At 51.0% G+C, this 18,131-nt stretch carries 21 protein-coding genes and 1 pseudogene; all 22 read right to left on the bottom strand.

The window, feature by feature from the left end; translation table 11 throughout:
* Positions 1-53: 53 nt before the first annotated feature.
* Positions 54-1,073, bottom strand: a complete 1,020-nt coding sequence (locus DX130_RS24555) for a major capsid protein (protein WP_116049883.1) — start codon at positions 1,071-1,073, stop codon at positions 54-56.
* A gap of 27 nt (positions 1,074-1,100) precedes the next feature.
* A complete protein-coding gene (locus DX130_RS24550; protein WP_116049881.1) occupies positions 1,101-1,424 on the bottom strand; it encodes a hypothetical protein in 324 nt (107 codons plus the stop codon).
* Between the two features lie 18 nt (positions 1,425-1,442).
* Positions 1,443-2,063 (bottom strand): DUF4355 domain-containing protein, encoded by a 621-nt coding sequence (locus DX130_RS24545; RefSeq protein ID WP_116049880.1) that lies wholly within the window; start codon positions 2,061-2,063, stop codon positions 1,443-1,445.
* Positions 2,064-2,163: 100 nt separating this feature from the next.
* Complete coding sequence (locus tag DX130_RS24540) at positions 2,164-3,210, bottom strand: minor capsid protein (protein ID WP_116049878.1); 1,047 nt, start codon at positions 3,208-3,210, stop codon at positions 2,164-2,166.
* Complete coding sequence (locus DX130_RS24535) at positions 3,194-4,597, bottom strand: phage portal protein (RefSeq protein WP_116049876.1); 1,404 nt, start codon at positions 4,595-4,597, stop codon at positions 3,194-3,196. Before DX130_RS24535 ends, DX130_RS24540 begins: the two co-directional genes overlap by 17 nt.
* Before the next feature lie 4 nt (positions 4,598-4,601).
* A complete protein-coding gene (locus DX130_RS24530; protein WP_116049875.1) occupies positions 4,602-5,867 on the bottom strand; it encodes a PBSX family phage terminase large subunit in 1,266 nt (421 codons plus the stop codon).
* Entirely contained in the window at positions 5,864-6,370 is a 507-nt protein-coding gene (locus DX130_RS24525; RefSeq protein ID WP_116049873.1) for a terminase small subunit, read from the bottom strand. Before DX130_RS24525 ends, DX130_RS24530 begins: the two co-directional genes overlap by 4 nt.
* Before the next feature lie 10 nt (positions 6,371-6,380).
* Positions 6,381-6,665: a hypothetical protein gene (locus DX130_RS24520; protein ID WP_116049871.1), complete on the bottom strand. Its 285-nt coding sequence runs from the start codon at positions 6,663-6,665 to the stop codon at positions 6,381-6,383.
* Between the two features lie 24 nt (positions 6,666-6,689).
* Complete coding sequence (locus tag DX130_RS26645; RefSeq protein ID WP_165861446.1) at positions 6,690-6,845, bottom strand: hypothetical protein; 156 nt, start codon at positions 6,843-6,845, stop codon at positions 6,690-6,692.
* A 190-nt stretch (positions 6,846-7,035) separates the two neighbouring features.
* Positions 7,036-7,641: an ECF-type sigma factor gene (locus DX130_RS24515; protein WP_116049870.1), complete on the bottom strand. Its 606-nt coding sequence runs from the start codon at positions 7,639-7,641 to the stop codon at positions 7,036-7,038.
* Between the two features lie 73 nt (positions 7,642-7,714).
* Positions 7,715-9,095, bottom strand: a pseudogene (locus DX130_RS24510) (DEAD/DEAH box helicase).
* A complete protein-coding gene (locus DX130_RS24505) occupies positions 9,092-9,373 on the bottom strand; it encodes a VRR-NUC domain-containing protein (RefSeq protein WP_116049868.1) in 282 nt (93 codons plus the stop codon). Before DX130_RS24505 ends, DX130_RS24510 begins: the two are co-directional and overlap by 4 nt.
* Positions 9,374-9,662: 289 nt before the next feature.
* Complete coding sequence (locus DX130_RS24500; protein ID WP_116049866.1) at positions 9,663-12,014, bottom strand: virulence-associated E family protein; 2,352 nt, start codon at positions 12,012-12,014, stop codon at positions 9,663-9,665.
* A gap of 9 nt (positions 12,015-12,023) precedes the next feature.
* Complete coding sequence (locus tag DX130_RS24495) at positions 12,024-12,458, bottom strand: hypothetical protein (RefSeq protein WP_116049865.1); 435 nt, start codon at positions 12,456-12,458, stop codon at positions 12,024-12,026.
* A 38-nt stretch (positions 12,459-12,496) separates the two neighbouring features.
* Positions 12,497-13,021, bottom strand: a complete 525-nt coding sequence (locus DX130_RS24490) for a hypothetical protein (protein WP_240644693.1) — start codon at positions 13,019-13,021, stop codon at positions 12,497-12,499.
* Positions 13,022-13,028: 7 nt separating this feature from the next.
* Positions 13,029-13,337, bottom strand: a complete 309-nt coding sequence (locus tag DX130_RS27500) for a zinc-finger domain-containing protein (protein WP_116049863.1) — start codon at positions 13,335-13,337, stop codon at positions 13,029-13,031.
* Between the two features lie 31 nt (positions 13,338-13,368).
* Positions 13,369-13,869, bottom strand: coding sequence for a hypothetical protein (locus tag DX130_RS24480; RefSeq protein WP_116049862.1), 501 nt, complete (start codon positions 13,867-13,869; stop codon positions 13,369-13,371).
* The gene (locus DX130_RS24475; RefSeq protein WP_116049860.1) at positions 13,866-14,126 is read right to left on the bottom strand and encodes a hypothetical protein; all 261 of its coding nucleotides are present in this window, start codon (positions 14,124-14,126) and stop codon (positions 13,866-13,868) included. The genes DX130_RS24480 and DX130_RS24475 overlap by 4 nt, the downstream gene beginning before the upstream one ends.
* On the bottom strand, positions 14,123-14,491 hold the full coding sequence (locus DX130_RS24470) for a nucleoside triphosphate pyrophosphohydrolase family protein (protein WP_116049858.1): 369 nt from the start codon (positions 14,489-14,491) through the stop codon (positions 14,123-14,125). The genes DX130_RS24475 and DX130_RS24470 overlap by 4 nt, the downstream gene beginning before the upstream one ends.
* The gene (locus tag DX130_RS27150; RefSeq protein WP_240644692.1) at positions 14,491-15,504 is read right to left on the bottom strand and encodes a DUF3310 domain-containing protein; all 1,014 of its coding nucleotides are present in this window, start codon (positions 15,502-15,504) and stop codon (positions 14,491-14,493) included. The genes DX130_RS24470 and DX130_RS27150 overlap by 1 nt, the downstream gene beginning before the upstream one ends.
* 5 nt (positions 15,505-15,509) lie before the next feature.
* Positions 15,510-17,465: a DNA polymerase gene (locus DX130_RS24460; protein WP_116049856.1), complete on the bottom strand. Its 1,956-nt coding sequence runs from the start codon at positions 17,463-17,465 to the stop codon at positions 15,510-15,512.
* Positions 17,466-17,520: 55 nt separating this feature from the next.
* Positions 17,521-18,117 (bottom strand): DUF2815 family protein, encoded by a 597-nt coding sequence (locus tag DX130_RS24455; protein WP_116049854.1) that lies wholly within the window; start codon positions 18,115-18,117, stop codon positions 17,521-17,523.
* Positions 18,118-18,131 lie beyond the last annotated feature (14 nt).

Here is an 18,131-nt window from a genome sequence, read left to right as displayed (position 1 = left end):
TAATCCTCCTCAAATGAAAGAGGAGCCCATATGGCCCCTCTCAGATAGTGTTATTAGATAACTTTTGCCTGGAACACTTCGCCGGCAGTCGGGAAGCTTGGCAGTGCCGTTGCAACAGCTTTCGTCCATGTGGATACTGGGTCAAGGTTTTCTTCATAGACCATTGCCAAGATATTTCCTACTTTTGTAATATCAATGGACGGGTCACGCATCAGACGAATTTCTTCGGCTGTAGGTCCGTAGATGGTTTCGCCAAGAGGCCCATCTGGGAGTAACACAAATTTGTCTTGTGGGAAATACCGCTTAAGCTCATAGGTGCCGTCAGCCTTTTGCTTGCGGTACTGGTTGTCATAAGTCGCAATCGCAGGAAGGCCAGCTGATACTAGCCACGCGTTGAGATCACCTTTCGTAACAATGCGGCCGGAACCGATACCATACAGCGCACTGATGACTTTAGGGTGACGAAGCAGCGCCATAAGGATGGGGCCAGAAGTCAATACGCGTTGCGGATTTGATCCCAATGTCGTTACCCAGTCTTGAATCATTGTAATCGGGTCACTGTTTGGGTCTGTCCAAATGTCTGTCCCGGACAACACCTCTTTGTGGTTAGCCGGAACATGATAGTCGATTGTTGCGTTCAAACCGTTTTCATCCAGTGTGATCGTTCCATTAGCCGCTGCTTCCATGCGCATTACTTCCGCACGTGCTTTAACTCCGATGGTCAGCGTATCGATGTCGTTGTAAACGTTAGCCATCAAATACTGTTGTTCAGCAGGTGTGCGAGGGTTTTCAAGAGCAACAATTTCCTTCTCGCTCAAAGGCAACTTACGCTTAATTAGGGCCAGTTCCATTGCCTGCTTGCTGGCTTCACGGCTTCCGATTTCGGCCTCAGTATCAAACGCGTGTACGGATGCAACGACAGGGATCCTACGCGCCCCCATGATCATGTCAAACTCCAAAGATTCGCGTTTTACTTCCGGAAACAAAGTCTCCCCAAGCATCGGTGGGTATTGACGATTTAATTGATAGGTCAGCACTTCGGGCTGTTTGAATAATTCTAGAATGTTGGGCATTATTCGATTACCTCCTTCGGTTCGCTCTTAAACGACCTGTTTAAATTTGATTGCTTTCATGGCAGTTTTAGCGGTTGCTGCAGGAGCAACCGGCAATCTTGCCTCCAAGATCCAAGCGTCAACTAGGACTGAGCCCGGCTGTGGCCCCTCCGTCACGTCTACATCCGTCAATAGGATGCCGACAGCAGTTTCATCGTTTTTAGGATAAATGCTCCCAGCAGGTACAATCTTACGACCCTGCGCGTTAGCCGTTACGCCCGCATCGCTGACTTGGTACGTAAAGGACGTAAACTTGGCGCTTGCCAAGAAATTGATTTGTTCAACTTTTACGCTATTCGTTACAAATGGCATGTTTAACTACTCCTTTCATTACTGCGCCCATGGATTCAAAGCAGCAGCGGGGGCTTTACCGCTGTCATTTGCCGCTTTAGCGAAGTTTTCTCCGACACTAGACGTGCCTGGACCTTTGTTGCCAGCTTTAGGTGGTTCACCTTTAAGGCGCTCATTGACTCCAGCCTCGACGGCTGCGCGAAATGCCGTTTCTGCCGCCGCAATGCTGGCATTGGTCTTGTCTGCATCCGTGTAATCCAACAGATCAGCAAGCTGCTTCGGTAGCCCCTTTTCGGCCAACGTCTCAAGAGCTTGGGCTCTCAGCTCACGGCGGGTAATCTCTGCCTCACGTTCGCTCAGCTTTGTCTCTCGTTGCTGCCGTTCGTACTCCGCTTTCTGATCTGCATTCATCTTGGCAAGTTTCCCTGCCTCCGTCTTTGCCTCTTCCAGTTTCGCAGCAGATTCGGCATCCCACTTCGTCTTAGCCGTCTCTAGCGCCTTGGCAATCCTCTTGTCAAACTCACTCTGATGTGCCTTGTCCTTTAGCAAATCATCGAATGAGATAGGAGGATCTGCAGGCGGGTCAGCCGGGGGATCCGCTGGCGGGTCTGCGAATAACTGCAGGTTTAGTGGAAGTGCATACTTTCTGTATCTGGTCATTGGTTTAATAGCCCCTTTGCCCCTCACGTTCAATGCCCGCAAGGTTCATTTTTTACCCAGTTTATAGTCATTTGGCAGGACAAAAGAAAAAGAACTGCTATTAAGCAGCTCTTTCAACGTAATGTTTGTACCATTCTGGATAAGGCATACTTGCTGGCACAAGAGATGTCTTGCCTGTCACCGGATCTCGCGCACGACGCATCAAATTTGACTCTTCTTTGACACCGATCACAGCAATGGTCGTTGATCTGCAGTATGGATGCATAGGAGGCATATTGACGTTAGGCTTGGCATCCTTGACATTGTAAATCTTAAGGTCCTGTGCCTGGCATTGTTCAGACGTCCGATTATCGAGAGTCGCCACAAACTGATAACGCTCAATCTCAGCCTCCTCGTAGCTCTCCATCTCGGCCGCATTAGCCATGTAAGTCGTTTCCGTCCGAAGCAACCGGTTAGCAGCATGCTTGCCAACATCCAGCCGCTCCTCGATCTCCTTACGCATAGCTTGTAAGCTGGCTCCACTCTTAAGCCCACCCGTCACAACCTCAGACAACATAGCAGCCAGTACGTCCGTATTACCCCATATCCGATTACTATAGTGCTGACCACTCCATGGCCGCTTAAGGATAGTCTGGATGGTCTTGGTCGGTATGCGAGCAAAGTCAAATCCTAGCCCTGTGCCGCGCTGCATATCAAACATGGTCCGATAATAGGCCTCGTTAATCGTGTTAACATAGCCATGCGTACTAAGCGCAAGCTCAGCGTCTGCAATAAGTTTGCTCTGAACGTACATGTCAGCTTGCAACGCCTGTTGACGGGTAATGCGAGCAGCGTAGGCAGGGGCATTTAAGCGGGCAAGGAGTTGCCGCCGTATATCTGGGTCCCGGACCTTGGCATATTGAGCCTTGATGGCAGCCCATTCTCTGCGACTGATTGGTTCGTTCAACAGCTTGGTTGCTTCCTCTACCGTCATGCCGCCCTCTCGGGCAAACTTGCCGAGGATCCTGTCTATGGATGCCTCGATATTGACCTGGCCTTTGTCGTAGGCCGTGCTGATCTGCGCAATGACGCTGTCAGAGCCCCGATGATAACGGGCCATTCGCTGCTGAGCTCGCCGATCCCAATAGGCGTTACTCGGACGCGCCATCGTCTACATCCTCGTCATCCGGATCGTCTTGTTCACCCATTGACATGCCGAATGCTTGTTGCTGCAGCTTCATTGCTTCCTCTCGCTGCTGTCTGACCTTTTTAATCTCTTCTGCTGGATCCTCGACAAATGACAGCAGGCTTATCAATGTCTCATCACTTACTCTATCGATAAGCAAGTTGATCAACTGCGCAATCTCCAGGTCATTCGCCGGCAGATTGCGGGTCATCGTGATTTTGGCATCGGCAGTATCAACCTTTTGGCCTTTGATATGGAGCGCTCTACCAAACATCGCTAGGCGTTCTCTCAAGCCCTGTTTAAAGTAGCGTTCCTTCGTAACGGCCAACTGCTCCAAGCCAAATAGCTTATACTTCATGGCGACTCCCGATGCATTAGACGCAAAGTTTTCGTCGGTCAGATCGGGAACCATGGAAAACTCATGAATGTCTGATTTGATCGCGTTCCGAAGCACTTCGACCTGTTGCTCGTTCAGCTGTTTGATCAGCCACTCAGCATCCGCGTCCTGCGATGGCATCTCAAGCACCTTTAACTCTTTAAGCAGCTGAATGGTTTTGCTAGCTTCTGCCTTATCGTCGCCAAGAGACATACCCTTGACCTTTAGAATCGCATCAACAAGTTGCTCCTTATCATTTACCCGATCCGAAGCAAGCGTATTATAAGCATCAATTAACGTTATTACACCCTCGAAGTCCCCCATCTGCTCCTCGTTGTTCCAGAACTCCACGACCGGCACAGCGTCCCAATAGTGTGGTTTGACGCTCACTTGTACATAGTCACCTGCATTTGTAAGTGACTTGGTGTTGTACTCAATCGTGTTGTTGGCCGTGTAAACGATGACTTTAAACCCATCAGCTTTGCCGTCAATGTCCGTTTGCGGGTAGTAATGGACGCCAAACAAAGACTTGTACTCAACACTATCGTCAACGACCAAAAAGAGTTTACGAGGATCTATGCACGTCAACTTCGGAATCGGAACCTCGTCGCTGCTAAAGTAATAAAGCTCACGTCCGATGCCGTAAATAGACAAATCCTTGCCAATCTCCGAATCGTGACTGCTGATGTCCAGCGTCTTGTATAGGTCGGTGACTGGCTCGATCTGCTTGCCGTCATACTTTACGCTGTTGCCCAGCACGTACCCCACCGCTATGTCAGTAATGTACTTGGCATGGTTAGCAACAAGCTTGTTATTAGGCAGCCCTGTGGTGCTCTCCGGACGCTTAAGAATCTCATGCTTGCCACGATAGTACTCGTCCAGCTTTTCCATTCGTGCAATTCCTGTTTGGTGTTCCTTCACGCAGCTTGCTAACAACTCCAATGAGACTTCATTTGGATCTGGCATAAATGCTCTGTCTCGTATAATCGCCATCTGTTTACCTCACCCCCAATCGGCTCTTATCGCCTACCTTAACTTTCGCGTTTCTCATATCGTCCTCTAGCGCATAACGCACCGCGTCTATGGAGTGATTGTCCTTATCTGGATAGCCAGCCTTCCAGCCTCCGTTGCCGTCAGGTGCAAGCTCATAGCCATCAAACTCCCGAGCCGTATTCGGACAGCGGACCGGATCAATAATGATCTCGTCCAAGTCTTCCAGGTACTTCATGCCATGATCGACGCTGTCCGGGCCTTTTTTGGCCCCGATGATATTCAACCCATGATTACGCAACTCACTGATGGTCCTCGGCTCCGCACTATCCGCTGTCACTGTTCGATTGGACTTATTCTCAACCTTGATGGCTGTTGCGAGAGCGCCATTGCCCATCCCTGCTTTATGCAACTCATAAAAAATGAATAGGCGTTTCCGTGTCTTGTCGAAGTGCATAACGCCGTAATGAGATGGGTGAGCCGCAAAGCCAAAGTCAAGACCGCGCTTAGTCCGGTCAAACGCCGCTATTTCCTCATCACTTATTGCCCGCAGCGTCAAATTACGGAACACCTCGCCGCCAGTACCTACATCCTCACCAAGATACTCATGACGATAGGCCAATTCATTACGCTGCTCCAGGCTTTTGGCCTCAATGAAAAACTGTTCACCCAACCACTCTCGCGGTACACTGCGATAGTCGGTATGATGCGCATACCAGCTTTCTGGCGGGTTCTTCTTGTAATCATGCACCCACCGTTTACGGCTCTTTGGAGGGTTGTACGAGTAGAACACCTTATATCCATCTCCGCCTCGCAACAACGTCTGATTAATGGACCGTATATCCTCGATACCAAACTCGTCAGCCTCTTCGTACCAAACGTATTTAAAAAAGCCCTTGCGGAGTCGCAAAGACTTAATCTTGATCGGGTTATCAGCACCTCGGAATATGATCTTTTGGCCTGTAGGCTTATAGATGATCTGCATGGGCGATACGCGACAATCAAACACGTGCGATAGCTTAAGCTTGTCGATGGCCCATACAAAGGACTCATAGACTGACTCCCGCAATGTCTCCTTGACCTTACGCAGCGCAATAGCATTTGCGTCAGGATCCTGCACCATGCCCAGGATGATCTCAGTCGGCGTAAAAGATGACTTAGTTGAGCCCCGGCCACCGCTAAGCAGGAAATGTGTCGCTGCATCTGACTTGATAGCCTGGTGGACGCCATAGAAGCTCGGTGCGATCAGCTCCGTTAGCCTAACCGCTGTCATCCGCTATTCGACTCCTTCGGCACATCGTCAACGATCTGGACAGGCCCCTCAACGTTATGGACCTGCTGCTTGTCAATCCACATGCCGAAACGCTTGCCAAGCAGCTCTAACGCTTTGAGCTTGTCGGCGAAACGCACTTCGCGTTCTATGCTGTCAACGTCGCCGGAGACCTCTTTAACCTTGACGCTTGCTATCGCGGCTGTGTCGTCCTCTGAGGCATCCTCAAATACTGTAGCATCGCCCATATTGACCAACTTTGTAGGATCCAAAAAGGCAACACGTGCCAATTCCCGGATAATACGTTCTTGGTTGACTCCTGTTCGTCTTGAATGCTCAGCCATCCTCGCGTCGACGTATCCGCGAATGTTAGCATTCGTCAACAGCCTTGCTCCTTGCTCTTTAGCTGTCTTCACACTGTAACCTGCTCGGATCGCCGCTTGCGTGGCGTTGAGGTCAATCAGGTACTCGTCTGCAAATTTCTGTTGTTTGGCATTCAACGCCATAGCTCTCACCTCACAGTCTTAATCTATCGTTCATCCTCTCAGCCCACCGAATCGCTTCGGGAACATCAATGTGCGTCTTGCCGTAACATGTATATAGCTTAACGGTCTCGTAAGTAACTTTGCCTCGCCACCAGATTCCGCCAATCTGTACATATCCATCTTTGTGGCGATAACCGAAGTTGCGCAACAGCTTTGCAATAAGTCCTTCAAGCTCTTGCCATCCGATCGCCTCTACTCGCTGGCAATACCGCTCATAAGCGTGTCGGTCTAGCCGTATTTCTCTTTCAAGTTTCATAGCCCCTCTCTCCAATCAAGAATATTACTTGCTTATAGAATCACGTTGAAATGCAATTGTTAACTGCAAGGCTTCGCTAGGCGTAAAACCCGCCTTGATTAAATTATCGTAGTGCGTTCGCGTCAAGAAAGCTAAGTCTTTGATTGCTTCAACCAGTTGATCTTGATGGGCTATGTTCATAGATTTCGCTCCTCTCGGAAAATAGAAGAAGTCGCCCATCTCTGGACGACTCATCACGTCGACGTGTCAGCAACTACAGATCGACTCATATCGTATTGGTCGTGCTTGCATTTCGCTCGACACTATCATAATAACACGGGTTGACAGGGCTTTTGTTCTCAATTATGTCGCAATAATGTCGCTCCAAAATTTACACCGCCAATTTGATATACGCTTTAATAGCTTTAGGCTCCCAGCGATAAAGAGTCTGGCGAACGATGTGCAGCTCCGATGCAACCTCAAAAGTCTGCTTACCTTCCACGTATCTCAATCGCAGCAATTTTGCATATTCCGGCTTATACTTCTCCAGTGCCTCTAGCACTGTATCAATGCGGTTAACTTCGTCCAATAGCTCCTGCAATTCGGCAACCCGGTTCAACACCTCATCCAGATCGCTGCGAACGTCATACCCCCTAGCCTCAATCACCTTTTGAATTTTGTACCGCAGTTCCTGCAGCAGCTTGTCGTCCTCCGCATCGGCCCCTTTTGCCGGAATCGCTCTCTGCTGACTCTTGACTCCTGCCGGATACCTGGTCAAGTATGCATGCGCTGTCGTCTCAAGACGCTGCTCTCGCTCGGTCAAATACATATAGCTTGGCAGACCACGAAGCCTGCGGTGCAGATCCTGTAGCTGGTCATCTTGATTCAGCCGACTTACTGTAATTCCTGCGCCGACATTATATGTGCTCAGGACCAGTATACGGGCTTTTATCTGGCGATATCGGCTCAACTGCTCTATTACTTGTTGTTCTGTCATGCTGCCACCCTCTCTCAGTCATTTTTAGTAATTATAGTAAATAATGTTTTTAACGTCTATAGTTATCTTTTTTTTATGCCGCTATAACCTTCTCAATCCTTGCTTTAACTGCCTGCATAAGCGCTTCCTGTCCTGATGCCTTTCGTTCAAGAGCCGCAACGGCATCTTCGTCCATAGTCCCTTCGGCTACTAGACGCAGGATGATAATATTGTGTCGGACACCTTGCCTGTACACGCGGGCATTAGCCTGCTGGTCCTCCTCCAAACTCCAGATTTGGTCGAACCAGACAACCGTCCGACAGCTTGACTCCTGTAGGTTCAGACCATGCCCAGCTGACTTCGGGTGAAGCAACAGCAGCGGGATCTCGTCATTGTTCCAAGCTCGGATATCCTCGTTGCCATCCTTGCCCTTTCGCAATATGCGGGCTTGAGGGAATCGTTTCTGAATGCGTGCTAAACTGTGCTTGAAGTTATAAAACACCATTACAGGATTGCCATTTGCTGCCTCTAGGATGTCCTCCAGTGCATCCAACTTGGCATCATGGATCTCCTTTACACCACGTTCTTCGTCATACACGGCCCCGGATGCCATCTGCAGCAGCTTGTTGCTCAGGACAGCAGCTGTCTGCGCGACCACATCGGCGTCCGCGTATTCGATCAAAAGCTCCTTCTCCAGCTTTTTATAAAGTTCGCCGGCCTTTGGTGACAGTTTAACTGGCACGTTCCGGTCAATCCGCTCAGGAAGCTCCAGCCAATCCTCGGCTTTCATGCTCACGGCTATATCGCTGATCGCTTCGTAAACCCGTTCCTCTGCTTCTTTCTTCGCTTTCCAGTCATAGACAACATGTCCACTACTGGCACCTGGCACAAAGTAGCGCTCACGGTAACCTGCTATTGTCTTCCCTAGTCGCTCACCCTGATCAAGTAAGTACACAGGCGCCCACAGGTCCATCAAGCTATTTGGTGCTGGCGTGCCAGTCAATCCAACAAGGCGCTTGATAAAAGGTCTGACACGGCGTAATGCCTTGAAGCGTTTAGACTGGTGATTCTTAAAGCTGGATACTTCGTCAATGACAACCGTATCAAACGGCCATTGACTTCCATACTCTCCTACAAGCCATTCCACATTTTCACGGTTGATGATCCAAATATCCGCATCAGCTTTCAGTGATTTACGGCGCTGGTCTGCACTACCTAACACCTTGCTGATGCGAAGATGAGACAGATGATCCCATTTATGAATCTCTCGGGCCCACGTGTCGTCAGCCACCCGAAGGGGTGCGATGACCAGCACTCTGCCTGCTTCAAAATAGTCGTTCAACAGCTTGTCAACGGCTGTCAACGTCGATACCGTTTTGCTAACCTAAGCCCATCTCCAAGAACAGGCCGATGTACGGCGTGTCCAGTATGCGGGAGGTTGCATATTCTTGATACTGGTGCGGGATGAACTTCATTTCGGCATCACCTCCTGTATAAACCGATCAATGTCGGCTTCACTATCGATTTTGTAATGTCGGTGCCCCAGCGCCAGAAGATCCTTCTGCCATTTCCGCTGCAGCGGCTCAAGCGGTTTTCCTGGTGCCTTCATCTCGACGTAAATGGTCTGACCGTTCGGCAGAATCACCAACCTGTCCGGTACGCCTCGATTACCCGGGCTCGTCCACTTCGGCGCCAGACCTCCGATAGATTTCACCTCGCGGACCAGTTTACGTTCCAGTGTTGACTCTCTCATTTCAACCTCCAATCTCGTGTAACAGTTGTCACACTCTATACGCGTATGCGTTTATATGTGCATGTTAACTATATATAGGGGTGCCGCTATATATAGTTAAATTACTACTTTATACTTAATAGGAAATTTACTGTTACTACTGTTACAGCATCCCTCAAACCCTTATACTGTCCAGGTTTGCTCCGTAACAGTGATCAATTTTTTACTGTTACGCCACTGTTACTACTGATACTTGAGAGGTAACAGTAAACCGTTTACTGTTACCTTACTGATACCAGTTACTGATACCTTACTCGATACGAATAAAAACGGTTTGTAGTCCATATCCCGGTACTTTGGCGCGCCCGTTTCGCTCGGTCCAGTCTGGAATGCGACGTAAGATATCGCATATCTCTTTCGCTTCCCAAGGCTTCATGTCGCCTTTTCTTTTACTGAGACACTCCACCCATATCTGGGCTGCACATACACGCTGTCGGACCTCCCCTGTCGGCCTGTCCAACTCGTCAAGCTCCTCGGACTCCAGCCACTCCTGGATAAGTCCCTCTCGCGGATCACTCTCCATATGTGCAGCTTGTTGTCGCTCAGCTTCCATGCGGGCCTCGTCATCAAGCTGTAAGGATTCCCCCGCCTTATACCAGCTCAATACCTCCGCCCAGATTTGGCTCACGACCTCCTCCGTTAGATGGTCCCAGTGACTCAGTTCCGCCCGATCCGGAAATACCTCTACAGGCCAAAAGCGGCGGTTTCCTGTCATATCCCTCAGGAATCCACGGGTGTTCGTTGTCCCGAAGAAAACACACTTGCGCGGAAACTCCGAAACCTGGCGATCATAAGCAACCCGATAACGGTCTTCCGTCTTGGACAAAAACGCCTTGACCTCCTCGACTTCTGTCTTCTTCATGGCCGATAACTCGCCTATTTCGAATATCCAGCCGCTCTGTAGATGCTCCCCAGCTTCCTTATTTTCAAACGTCCGCAGTGAATCACTGAACCACTCCTTGCCCAGCTTAGCCAGCAACGAACTCTTGCCAGCTCCTTGGGGGCCAACAAGAACAAGCATTTGATCGAACTTGCAACCAGGTTGAAAGAGTCGCATAACGGCAGCCAGTAGCATTTTCCGGGTCACCTGACGAACGTAGTGCGAGTCGGCCGCGCCCAGGTAAACGGTAAACAAATGCTCAGCCCTCGGCACACCGTCCCAACGTGTTTCTTCTATATAAGTCTTGATTGGATGAAAGGTATTACGATGGACCACTTCTGTAAAAGCGTTGGAAATGGTTTTCGCGGACCCAATGCCGTGAATTTTATCAAACCAATGCTGCAGTCGCTTATCGTCGGCGCCTAGCCACGGCTCATACGATCGCCGGGAACGTTCTAACCCTCGCCAGGGTAGCACCCGCCGGATAACCTCCGAATTACCAAACGCGTCATAGGCAAGCACGTTACGCCATGCGCCATGGGAAAGCAGCAGCTCCACGTTTCCGGCAGTCGGCAACACCGCGCCGGACTTGTGATGAACCTCTAGTTTCTCTTGCCAGGTGTCATCCTCTTCGTCTTCGCTGGAGTCCTCATCGAATGTATCGGCCATCTCCGAAAAGTCCGCCTGCCGCTCTGCGAACGCCAGCTTTTTGACCTCTGGCAGTGCAGTCGCCCAGTGCTCCATGGCGAGGTGACTTGGCTTCTTAGCGTCCGGTGTATGGTCCTTTACGCGCTCATCCAGATGGTTGAATTTATGGACCCGGATGAGGTCGAACAAGTTGTATGTCCGACCATCTGCCACAGGGTCACTGTCCTGATGCGAGAATGCGAGATCCTGATCCGGGTAAATCTCCAGCCCGTTTGCGCTCGAGCCGCGTGTGTAGGTATAGCGGTTAGGCATCGTGCCGGTGCTGTAGATATCGGAGAGAAACGTGTCGATCCCCTCCTCAATGTTGTATGCCCGACATAACAGTCCAATGGTGCCGTGCTTCTCTCTTGGGTCCTGCGCACGCTGCCCGATCCGCTGAACAGCCTTCTCTTCATCTGGGTGCCGCGGCCACTGCATGACGTCCTGCCAGTTATCGTATAGCCCCAGCATGTCATCCACGCCAAGCCCTCCACCCTCGCCTACTTCCAATACTGGCTCAGCGTCCTTGCTACAGCTTGGGAAGTACATGAGGCGATGCACATCGAACGTGGTGCGGTCAAAGTACGTGATGCCGATCTGGTCAGCCAGCTTGCGGCAAACAGCAGCGTACTCGTCCGGCAGCATGGAGCGATCAGTCGGTACGATGAGACGGTATTTAGGCTTATTCGGCCTGTGGCTATGTGTTGAGTAGATCGCGTATGCCAGGCCACCCAAGATAAGCTCCACCGCGAAAAGAAATCCATCATCCGCGAAGTCAGCGTCCAATGTAATCAAGCTCCGCGTATCGATGCTCTCCTTCTTCCGACGACCACCCCGGACAAGCCCCCCAACAAACGAGGGCCCGTCCTTCGCCTTCCCCTTATCTGGTACACTCATCTTGTCGTACTGCGCCATGTTCTCCGGCGTCCGCCGCACCTTCCGCAGCCGCTCAATCAGCTCATCCCATGACCAGTATTCCGGCTTCCAGTTCGCGTCGGCACGGTGCTTGCCAAGGCTTATATCCAGTTCGTGCATCTTTGTCACCTACTCTGTCGATTCAATAATGGGTAAATCCGATAATAAGTCTCGTTGATACTGCGGCAGTTCATTGAACGTAATTGTTCCATTACTCGAGCTGTGCCAATCTTTATGGTCAATAATCAGTGCCCGTGCACCAGTAATTGGCGTAACGGTAATGAAAGCGCACCATCTCCGGCCTTTCAGCGTCCGCATCATCCGCCGATACAACTCGTAATTGACTACGATCTCCACGTCATTCACACGCAACTTCACAGGCAAACCTTTAATATCTCGAACCGATTCGCACTGAGCCCAAAGCTCTTTGCGTCTCCGTTCAGCTGTAATCGGTAGTTTCCTCAGTTGCACCCCGATCTCCGTCCGCTTGGCGCCAAAAACCTTATTCACTCGCTTGCGCGCCGCTTCACTGGCGACCTTCTCCAATGCTGTGAGTGCTCTCATACTGTCACCTCAATTGATAAATATCGTCTGTCTCTGCATTATGCAAAAAATTTCATTTGAAACATTTCACGAGGTTGAAAAGGTACCCACTGTTCGCCGTATTCTGCGAGCCATTCGGCAATCGTTTTACGTCGGTTCCATTCGTCACGCGGTATCCAACTCGTATTGTCTCCCTCAACGGCTGTATAAGGCGAAAACCATTTGTGTTGCACCATTCCCAATAGGTGGATACGTCCGACTGGCTTATGCTCGTAGAACACTTCGTCTAAATAATCAACTCGCCGCGCCTCTGGCATTCCTACCAGTCCACCTATAGCAATATGACGTTCTGAATGGAGTAGATGAAACGCGTTGCCTTGCAGGATTGGTATAGGGTGCATCCCGCGTCTTCGCATATCTTGCAGATACCATGCTGTAGCTTCCGGGTCTCCGATCTCGTCATATTGAAGATAGTCATGCCACGGTTTTGCGTGCTGGTGGATATAGTCGCGGTAACTCCGGTAGCTGATTGCATCATTTGAAAATGTGCCGGGATCCCATCTGACAGCACGATGCCGAGTCATGTACTGTTCAACCCACCCCGGATACTTGCGGAGCAACGTTGCCGACAATAGCCACGCTGGAACCGACTGAGTTGCTGCAGCCAGATGCTTGCGATTCACTCCTGCTACGTAAATGAGTCTTCGCAGTGTAATCCCTCCTTAGCAGGCCCCCTAATGACTGGAGATCCTGACCTATCGGGCAATTTTTATTGCAATATCCATCGATTCGAGAAAATGTACTGCCGTATTGCTTTATCAGTTCATCGCGCTTTTGACAGCCAGAACATTGAGTATCAAGCAATTTACTGATGCAACGTACCGCGCTTGCTCGCTCCATATTTCCTCCCGTTACCGAATATCTGAGAAGCCTAGCCCCCCTCACGCTTCCTTAGCCGCTGAGCTCCCAGCCTTCCAATTTGCTGCCGTGTCCAAATCGGCTCTGTTGCTGCGCGTTCATAATTCCATTTGGATACCTTAACGCGGCGATGAAATGTTGCATATGGGATCCCGTTTTGCTCAGCTAACCGAAGATACTTTTCTGGATGAACTCGAACATGATCAGTTGCCCTTAGAGCAAGTCTCCGGGCTTCATCTGCAGATTGGAGTGACTTTGTGGCCGCTCGCTCTGGAGTCCACCCTTGACGAATACGAGTCATAAATGATTCATACTTAATTCCGTTCTGCTGCGCGGTTTTTGCCCACTCATCGTAATATCCTCGCGGTTTTTGCGTTCGCATCGGCATAGTCATCGCACGCTGTTTTGACCATCCTAGCAATCGGATCCGGCGTTCAAGGCTGAATGCACTTATCCCTACTTCGGCTGCCTGCGCGTACTCCTCCGGCGTGATGTAGAAATCATAGGGGTTCACGAATCATCACTCCTATCAATCAGAGCCCATACCATCCCTGGCAACCAGAACAGCATAAGCATTGCATAGGTAAGCGAAACAATTCTGCCGCCAGTCATTCGCTGCACCACATCGGCATCCCGTGCCGCGTCCTCGTCTTCTGGACAGAGAGGCTTTTCGGCTTCAATTTCTGCAGCTATACGGATATAGTCCTTATGAAGCCACCGCGCAGTGGCAGCCCCAATTAGGATATAAATTGAAAGAATAATGCCGATCATATGACTTTCCCGCCATGACGTTGCGGCCGTGTTGCATTAAAAGCCATCTTTTCTGTGATAGCTGCCTCCAGGTCGATACCATGACGCCCGCATGCATCAAACACCCGGATGAGAACATCGGCCAGCTCAGATGGTACACCGCAAGGCTTCCAGTCACTGGCATGCTGGATATTGTCCCGAACACCGTTCTTCTCGTACCAATTCCGGTCAATAGGCTTACCGTCTCGATAGTCCTCCAGTGCCTCGGACAGCTCACTGTGCATCAGTGCGATCAGTTCGCCAAAGCTACGATCCTCTTCCCACCAGCCTTTTGCTACGGCATTACTATGGGCTTCCTTCACCAATTCATTGATAGATTTAAACATTACCGCTCACCTCCTGTAGCGAACTCGATATACTTGCCAGCTTTGCGCAGATCCTCGATGCCGCCTTTATGCGTCGCCCGCGCTACGTACTTCAAGACGTTTCCCTTGCAGTAGCCTGCAAACTCTTCCGGCGTCAGCTTGGCACGGATAAATTCGATAGTCTCGATGCCGCCCTGTGTGTAGTGGCTTGGGCTGTTCACCATGTCATGGGCAATGGCGAACTCTTTCGGAATCTGGTAGATGCCGGTCACCTCAATCTCACGAATGCGCCGCTTGGCTTCTCCCAGAAACTCTGACAGCTCCATAATTTCCTCTTTCCGGTTCTCAGCAACCGCCTTCCAGTTGTCCCGTTCCTCGGCCAGCTCTGTGAGCTGCAGCGTCTTCTCATTGTCGATCTGAGCCCAACGCGACAACTCACCCTCATAACCCAAAGCCTGCTCTCGGGTAGCCTTCAATTCCTCTTTCAGCTTCGCAATGGACTTTCCCAGCCGATCGATTTCCTGTTGAGCATTAAAGCTGACAAGCCCTCTTGCCCTTTCCTCGACTGCTTCCGCTACTGGTGAGGTGGACCGTAGCAACGTAGGATCTGCGGACTTTGCCAGCAGCTCGCTTGCTTTGTCTGGATTAATACCAATGAGGTCCCACTTTTTTAGCCAGTAGTACATTCCGTTCTGCCTTACACCAAGCTCTCTTTCTGCGTAAGCTATAGACTTCCTTGCAGCGATCAGCCCCAAGAACTTCTGCTTATCCGGTTCTTTAGTCTGTTTCATTTTCTCCCTCTCTGTCTGCTCTTCTGAGCCTATATTTGGCCTTACACTTCTTTGCTGCACTGACGGACTGATCTTCTCGCCGTCCCAATTACGCGGCGCCTTATGTCCCGTCCGTGCGCGGTAATCCTCCAACTCTTCCGGGCTCATTTTCCACGAAGTGACCGGGCCGCTTCCTCGGGAAACCGCCTCTCTTGCCGAGTCGCGAATTGGTATACGTGTCCTACCTCCAGATGCGAAGCTCATCTATATCAGTCCTTTTGATAGAATTGGCATTCAAAGCCAGCAGCCTGGAGCGGCAAACCTGGCGCCCAATCAATGGGTCGGCCCATAATTTCTGTTACTTCATCAACGCTACCAATACCCACAGGCACGTCCAGCACCACCTCATCGTGTACATGGAGTGGTATGGCGAAGCCTGCAGCATCTAACCGAAGCAAGCTCTCCGCCAGACAGTCGCGAGCGATAGCCTGCACCAGATTCTCGACAAGCGTTCCTCCCCAAGTCCTTTGGCGAACCATCTTGCCGGAGTCGTCCGGGGCTTTAAAAGTCAAACCGTCACGTTCGAATTTTGGATCCCTCTTGATCTCTGGCGACGGATACGCAAGGCTATGGCCGCTTGGGAGATCCGCGAACAAGACGCCGCCAGAATAGCGGTACTGTACGCCATGTGCCAGTTTAACCGTCCCCTTAGTTCGTAAGGCTTCCATGGCAGCGTCTTGCGTCCGGTACCATAGCCGCTTGATCTTCGGATTTGCTTCCCGCCACTGCTTGACGAGCGGATCGTACTGGTTGGAGGCGATTTCCTTCTTTTTGTCCATCTTCTCCATCGCTGCTGCACCGCCGCCGAATCCGCAGGCAAGCGTCGCCACCTTACCGGATGCGCGGTACTTGTAGTTCTCGTGGCCTTTAACGATGGTATCGAACGGGATGCCGAACATACGTGACGCGGTGGCCTCATATATCTTCCCGTGCCCCTGGAAGACGTCCAGCACCCACTGTTCATCCGCAAGCCACGCTATAACTCTCGCTTCGATAGCGGAGAAGTCGGAAACAATGAAGCGGCTACCTTCCGTAGGAATGAGCGCGGTGCGGATCAGCTCTGACAGTACAAATGGCGGTGCCCCATAAAGCATCTCCAGCAGCTCGTAATCACCGGAAGCCAGCACAGTCCTTGCCGCCTCCAGATCGTCCAGGTGATTCTGCGGCAGGTTGTGCATCTGTACTCGCCGCCCGGCCCATCTCCATGTCCTGCTCGCCCCGCAATACTGCAGGATCCCACGCACACGGCCATCGTCGCAGGTACCGAGCTGCATGGCAGCATATTTCTTGACAGACGTTTTACCCATCTCTTGCCTCAGCTCGAGCACTCGCTTCGTCTCCTCGTTTGGTGCCAGCGCCAACAGGTCCGTCATAACGTCTTTGTTCAAGCTATCCACTTGCATACCTTGATCGGCCAGCCACGTCTTAAGCTGTGTGGGGCTGTTCGGGTTATCTACTCCGGTCAGCTCCTTCGCTTCTATTAATAGGCGATCAGTGTACTGGTCGGAGCAGACAATGGCATGTTGGATCAAATTCTGATCAACCCGGATGCCGAAATCATTAATCCTCTGGTCGAGCGCCCATAGCCGCCACTCGTGCTTTGGGACCGGGAATCTCTCCAGGCGACGCCGCACTTCACGCTCTACGACCACGTCCTGCCGGTTGTACTCGACGTACTGCTGCCAGCGCTCCGGGTCATGATGAGGGAAATTGCGGCTCCTGTGGCCGTTGACCTTCGTCTCCTTGCATGGCTGGCTGAAATACTTGATAAGTGCCTTACCCTTAGCGTCCTTGAGCGCCTCCGGTCCAAGACCGAGCGCTTTCGAGGCGTTATCCAGTGAACCAGGCAGCCCCAGTGTGAAGGAATGGGCCATAGAGCAGCGCCAGTATTTCGGCAGACACTCAATGTCGAACTGCTTCGCAAGCGCTGTGCGCTCGAATCCTGCGTTCCATGCGGTCTTGATGACATCGCCCCGCATGGCGTCCAATACGTCTCTCGGAATGTCCTGGAAGTCGGTCAGGTCCACGACCTGAACTGGATCATCATCGAAGGCGAAGGCGAAAAGAAGAATCTCGAAATCCGGCGCTTCGACATATCGATGAACCCCACATTCTTTCAAGTCGATGCTACTGAATGTCTCGATATCTATCTGTAAAACGGTCACGTTTACCCCTCCTAGAGACAGAAAAGGGGGCCCTTCCGAACCCCCTTACTCCTACTTAGCTCAAGAAATCTTCGTCTTCACCCATATCGTCAGTATCAAAATCCTCGTCCGAGAAGTCCTCATTCAGGCTGGTACGGCCACCGAGGAAGTCTCCGTCTTGCACTTTAACGATGTTGTTCAACCCAGCAGCGACGCCGCGGTTCCCCTTCGCATCGAATGGGTAAAAGTTGAGTGATACCTTTGCGTAGCACCCGGAGTAAACCTCAGTGGTGTCCGTGATCTCTGCGAACTTGGTTTTGCCGTTTGAATCTTTGCCGATTGGCTTAGCGATACCAGGCTTGTTCTTAGAAGAGGCATTCAGGAAGTAATGACCGGCATATGCCTCATCGTCTGGACGTTCCTCATCTCCATCGCGCAAAGGCGTTTTGCAGTTGGCCGGGATTTTGCCGCCCCATTTACTCTTGCCAAGCTCCTTTGCGGCGTCAACAGCTGCCTTGATCTTGCGAAGCGTCTCCTTGTCCGTTTTCGGGATCAGGATAGCTGTGCTGTACTTCTCATCGCCACCATCAACGGATTGCGGCTCGAAAACATGCGTATATGAAAGACGTACCTTACCCGTGATTACTTTAGTTGCTTGATTGTCAGTTGCCATTTGAACATTTCTCC

The sequence above is a fragment of the Paenibacillus paeoniae genome (assembly GCF_003388735.1).
Taxonomy (GTDB): domain Bacteria; phylum Bacillota; class Bacilli; order Paenibacillales; family Paenibacillaceae; genus Pristimantibacillus; species Pristimantibacillus paeoniae.
The sequence above is the reverse complement of the archived record's forward strand: the minus strand, read 5'-3'. Positions and strand labels throughout refer to the sequence as shown.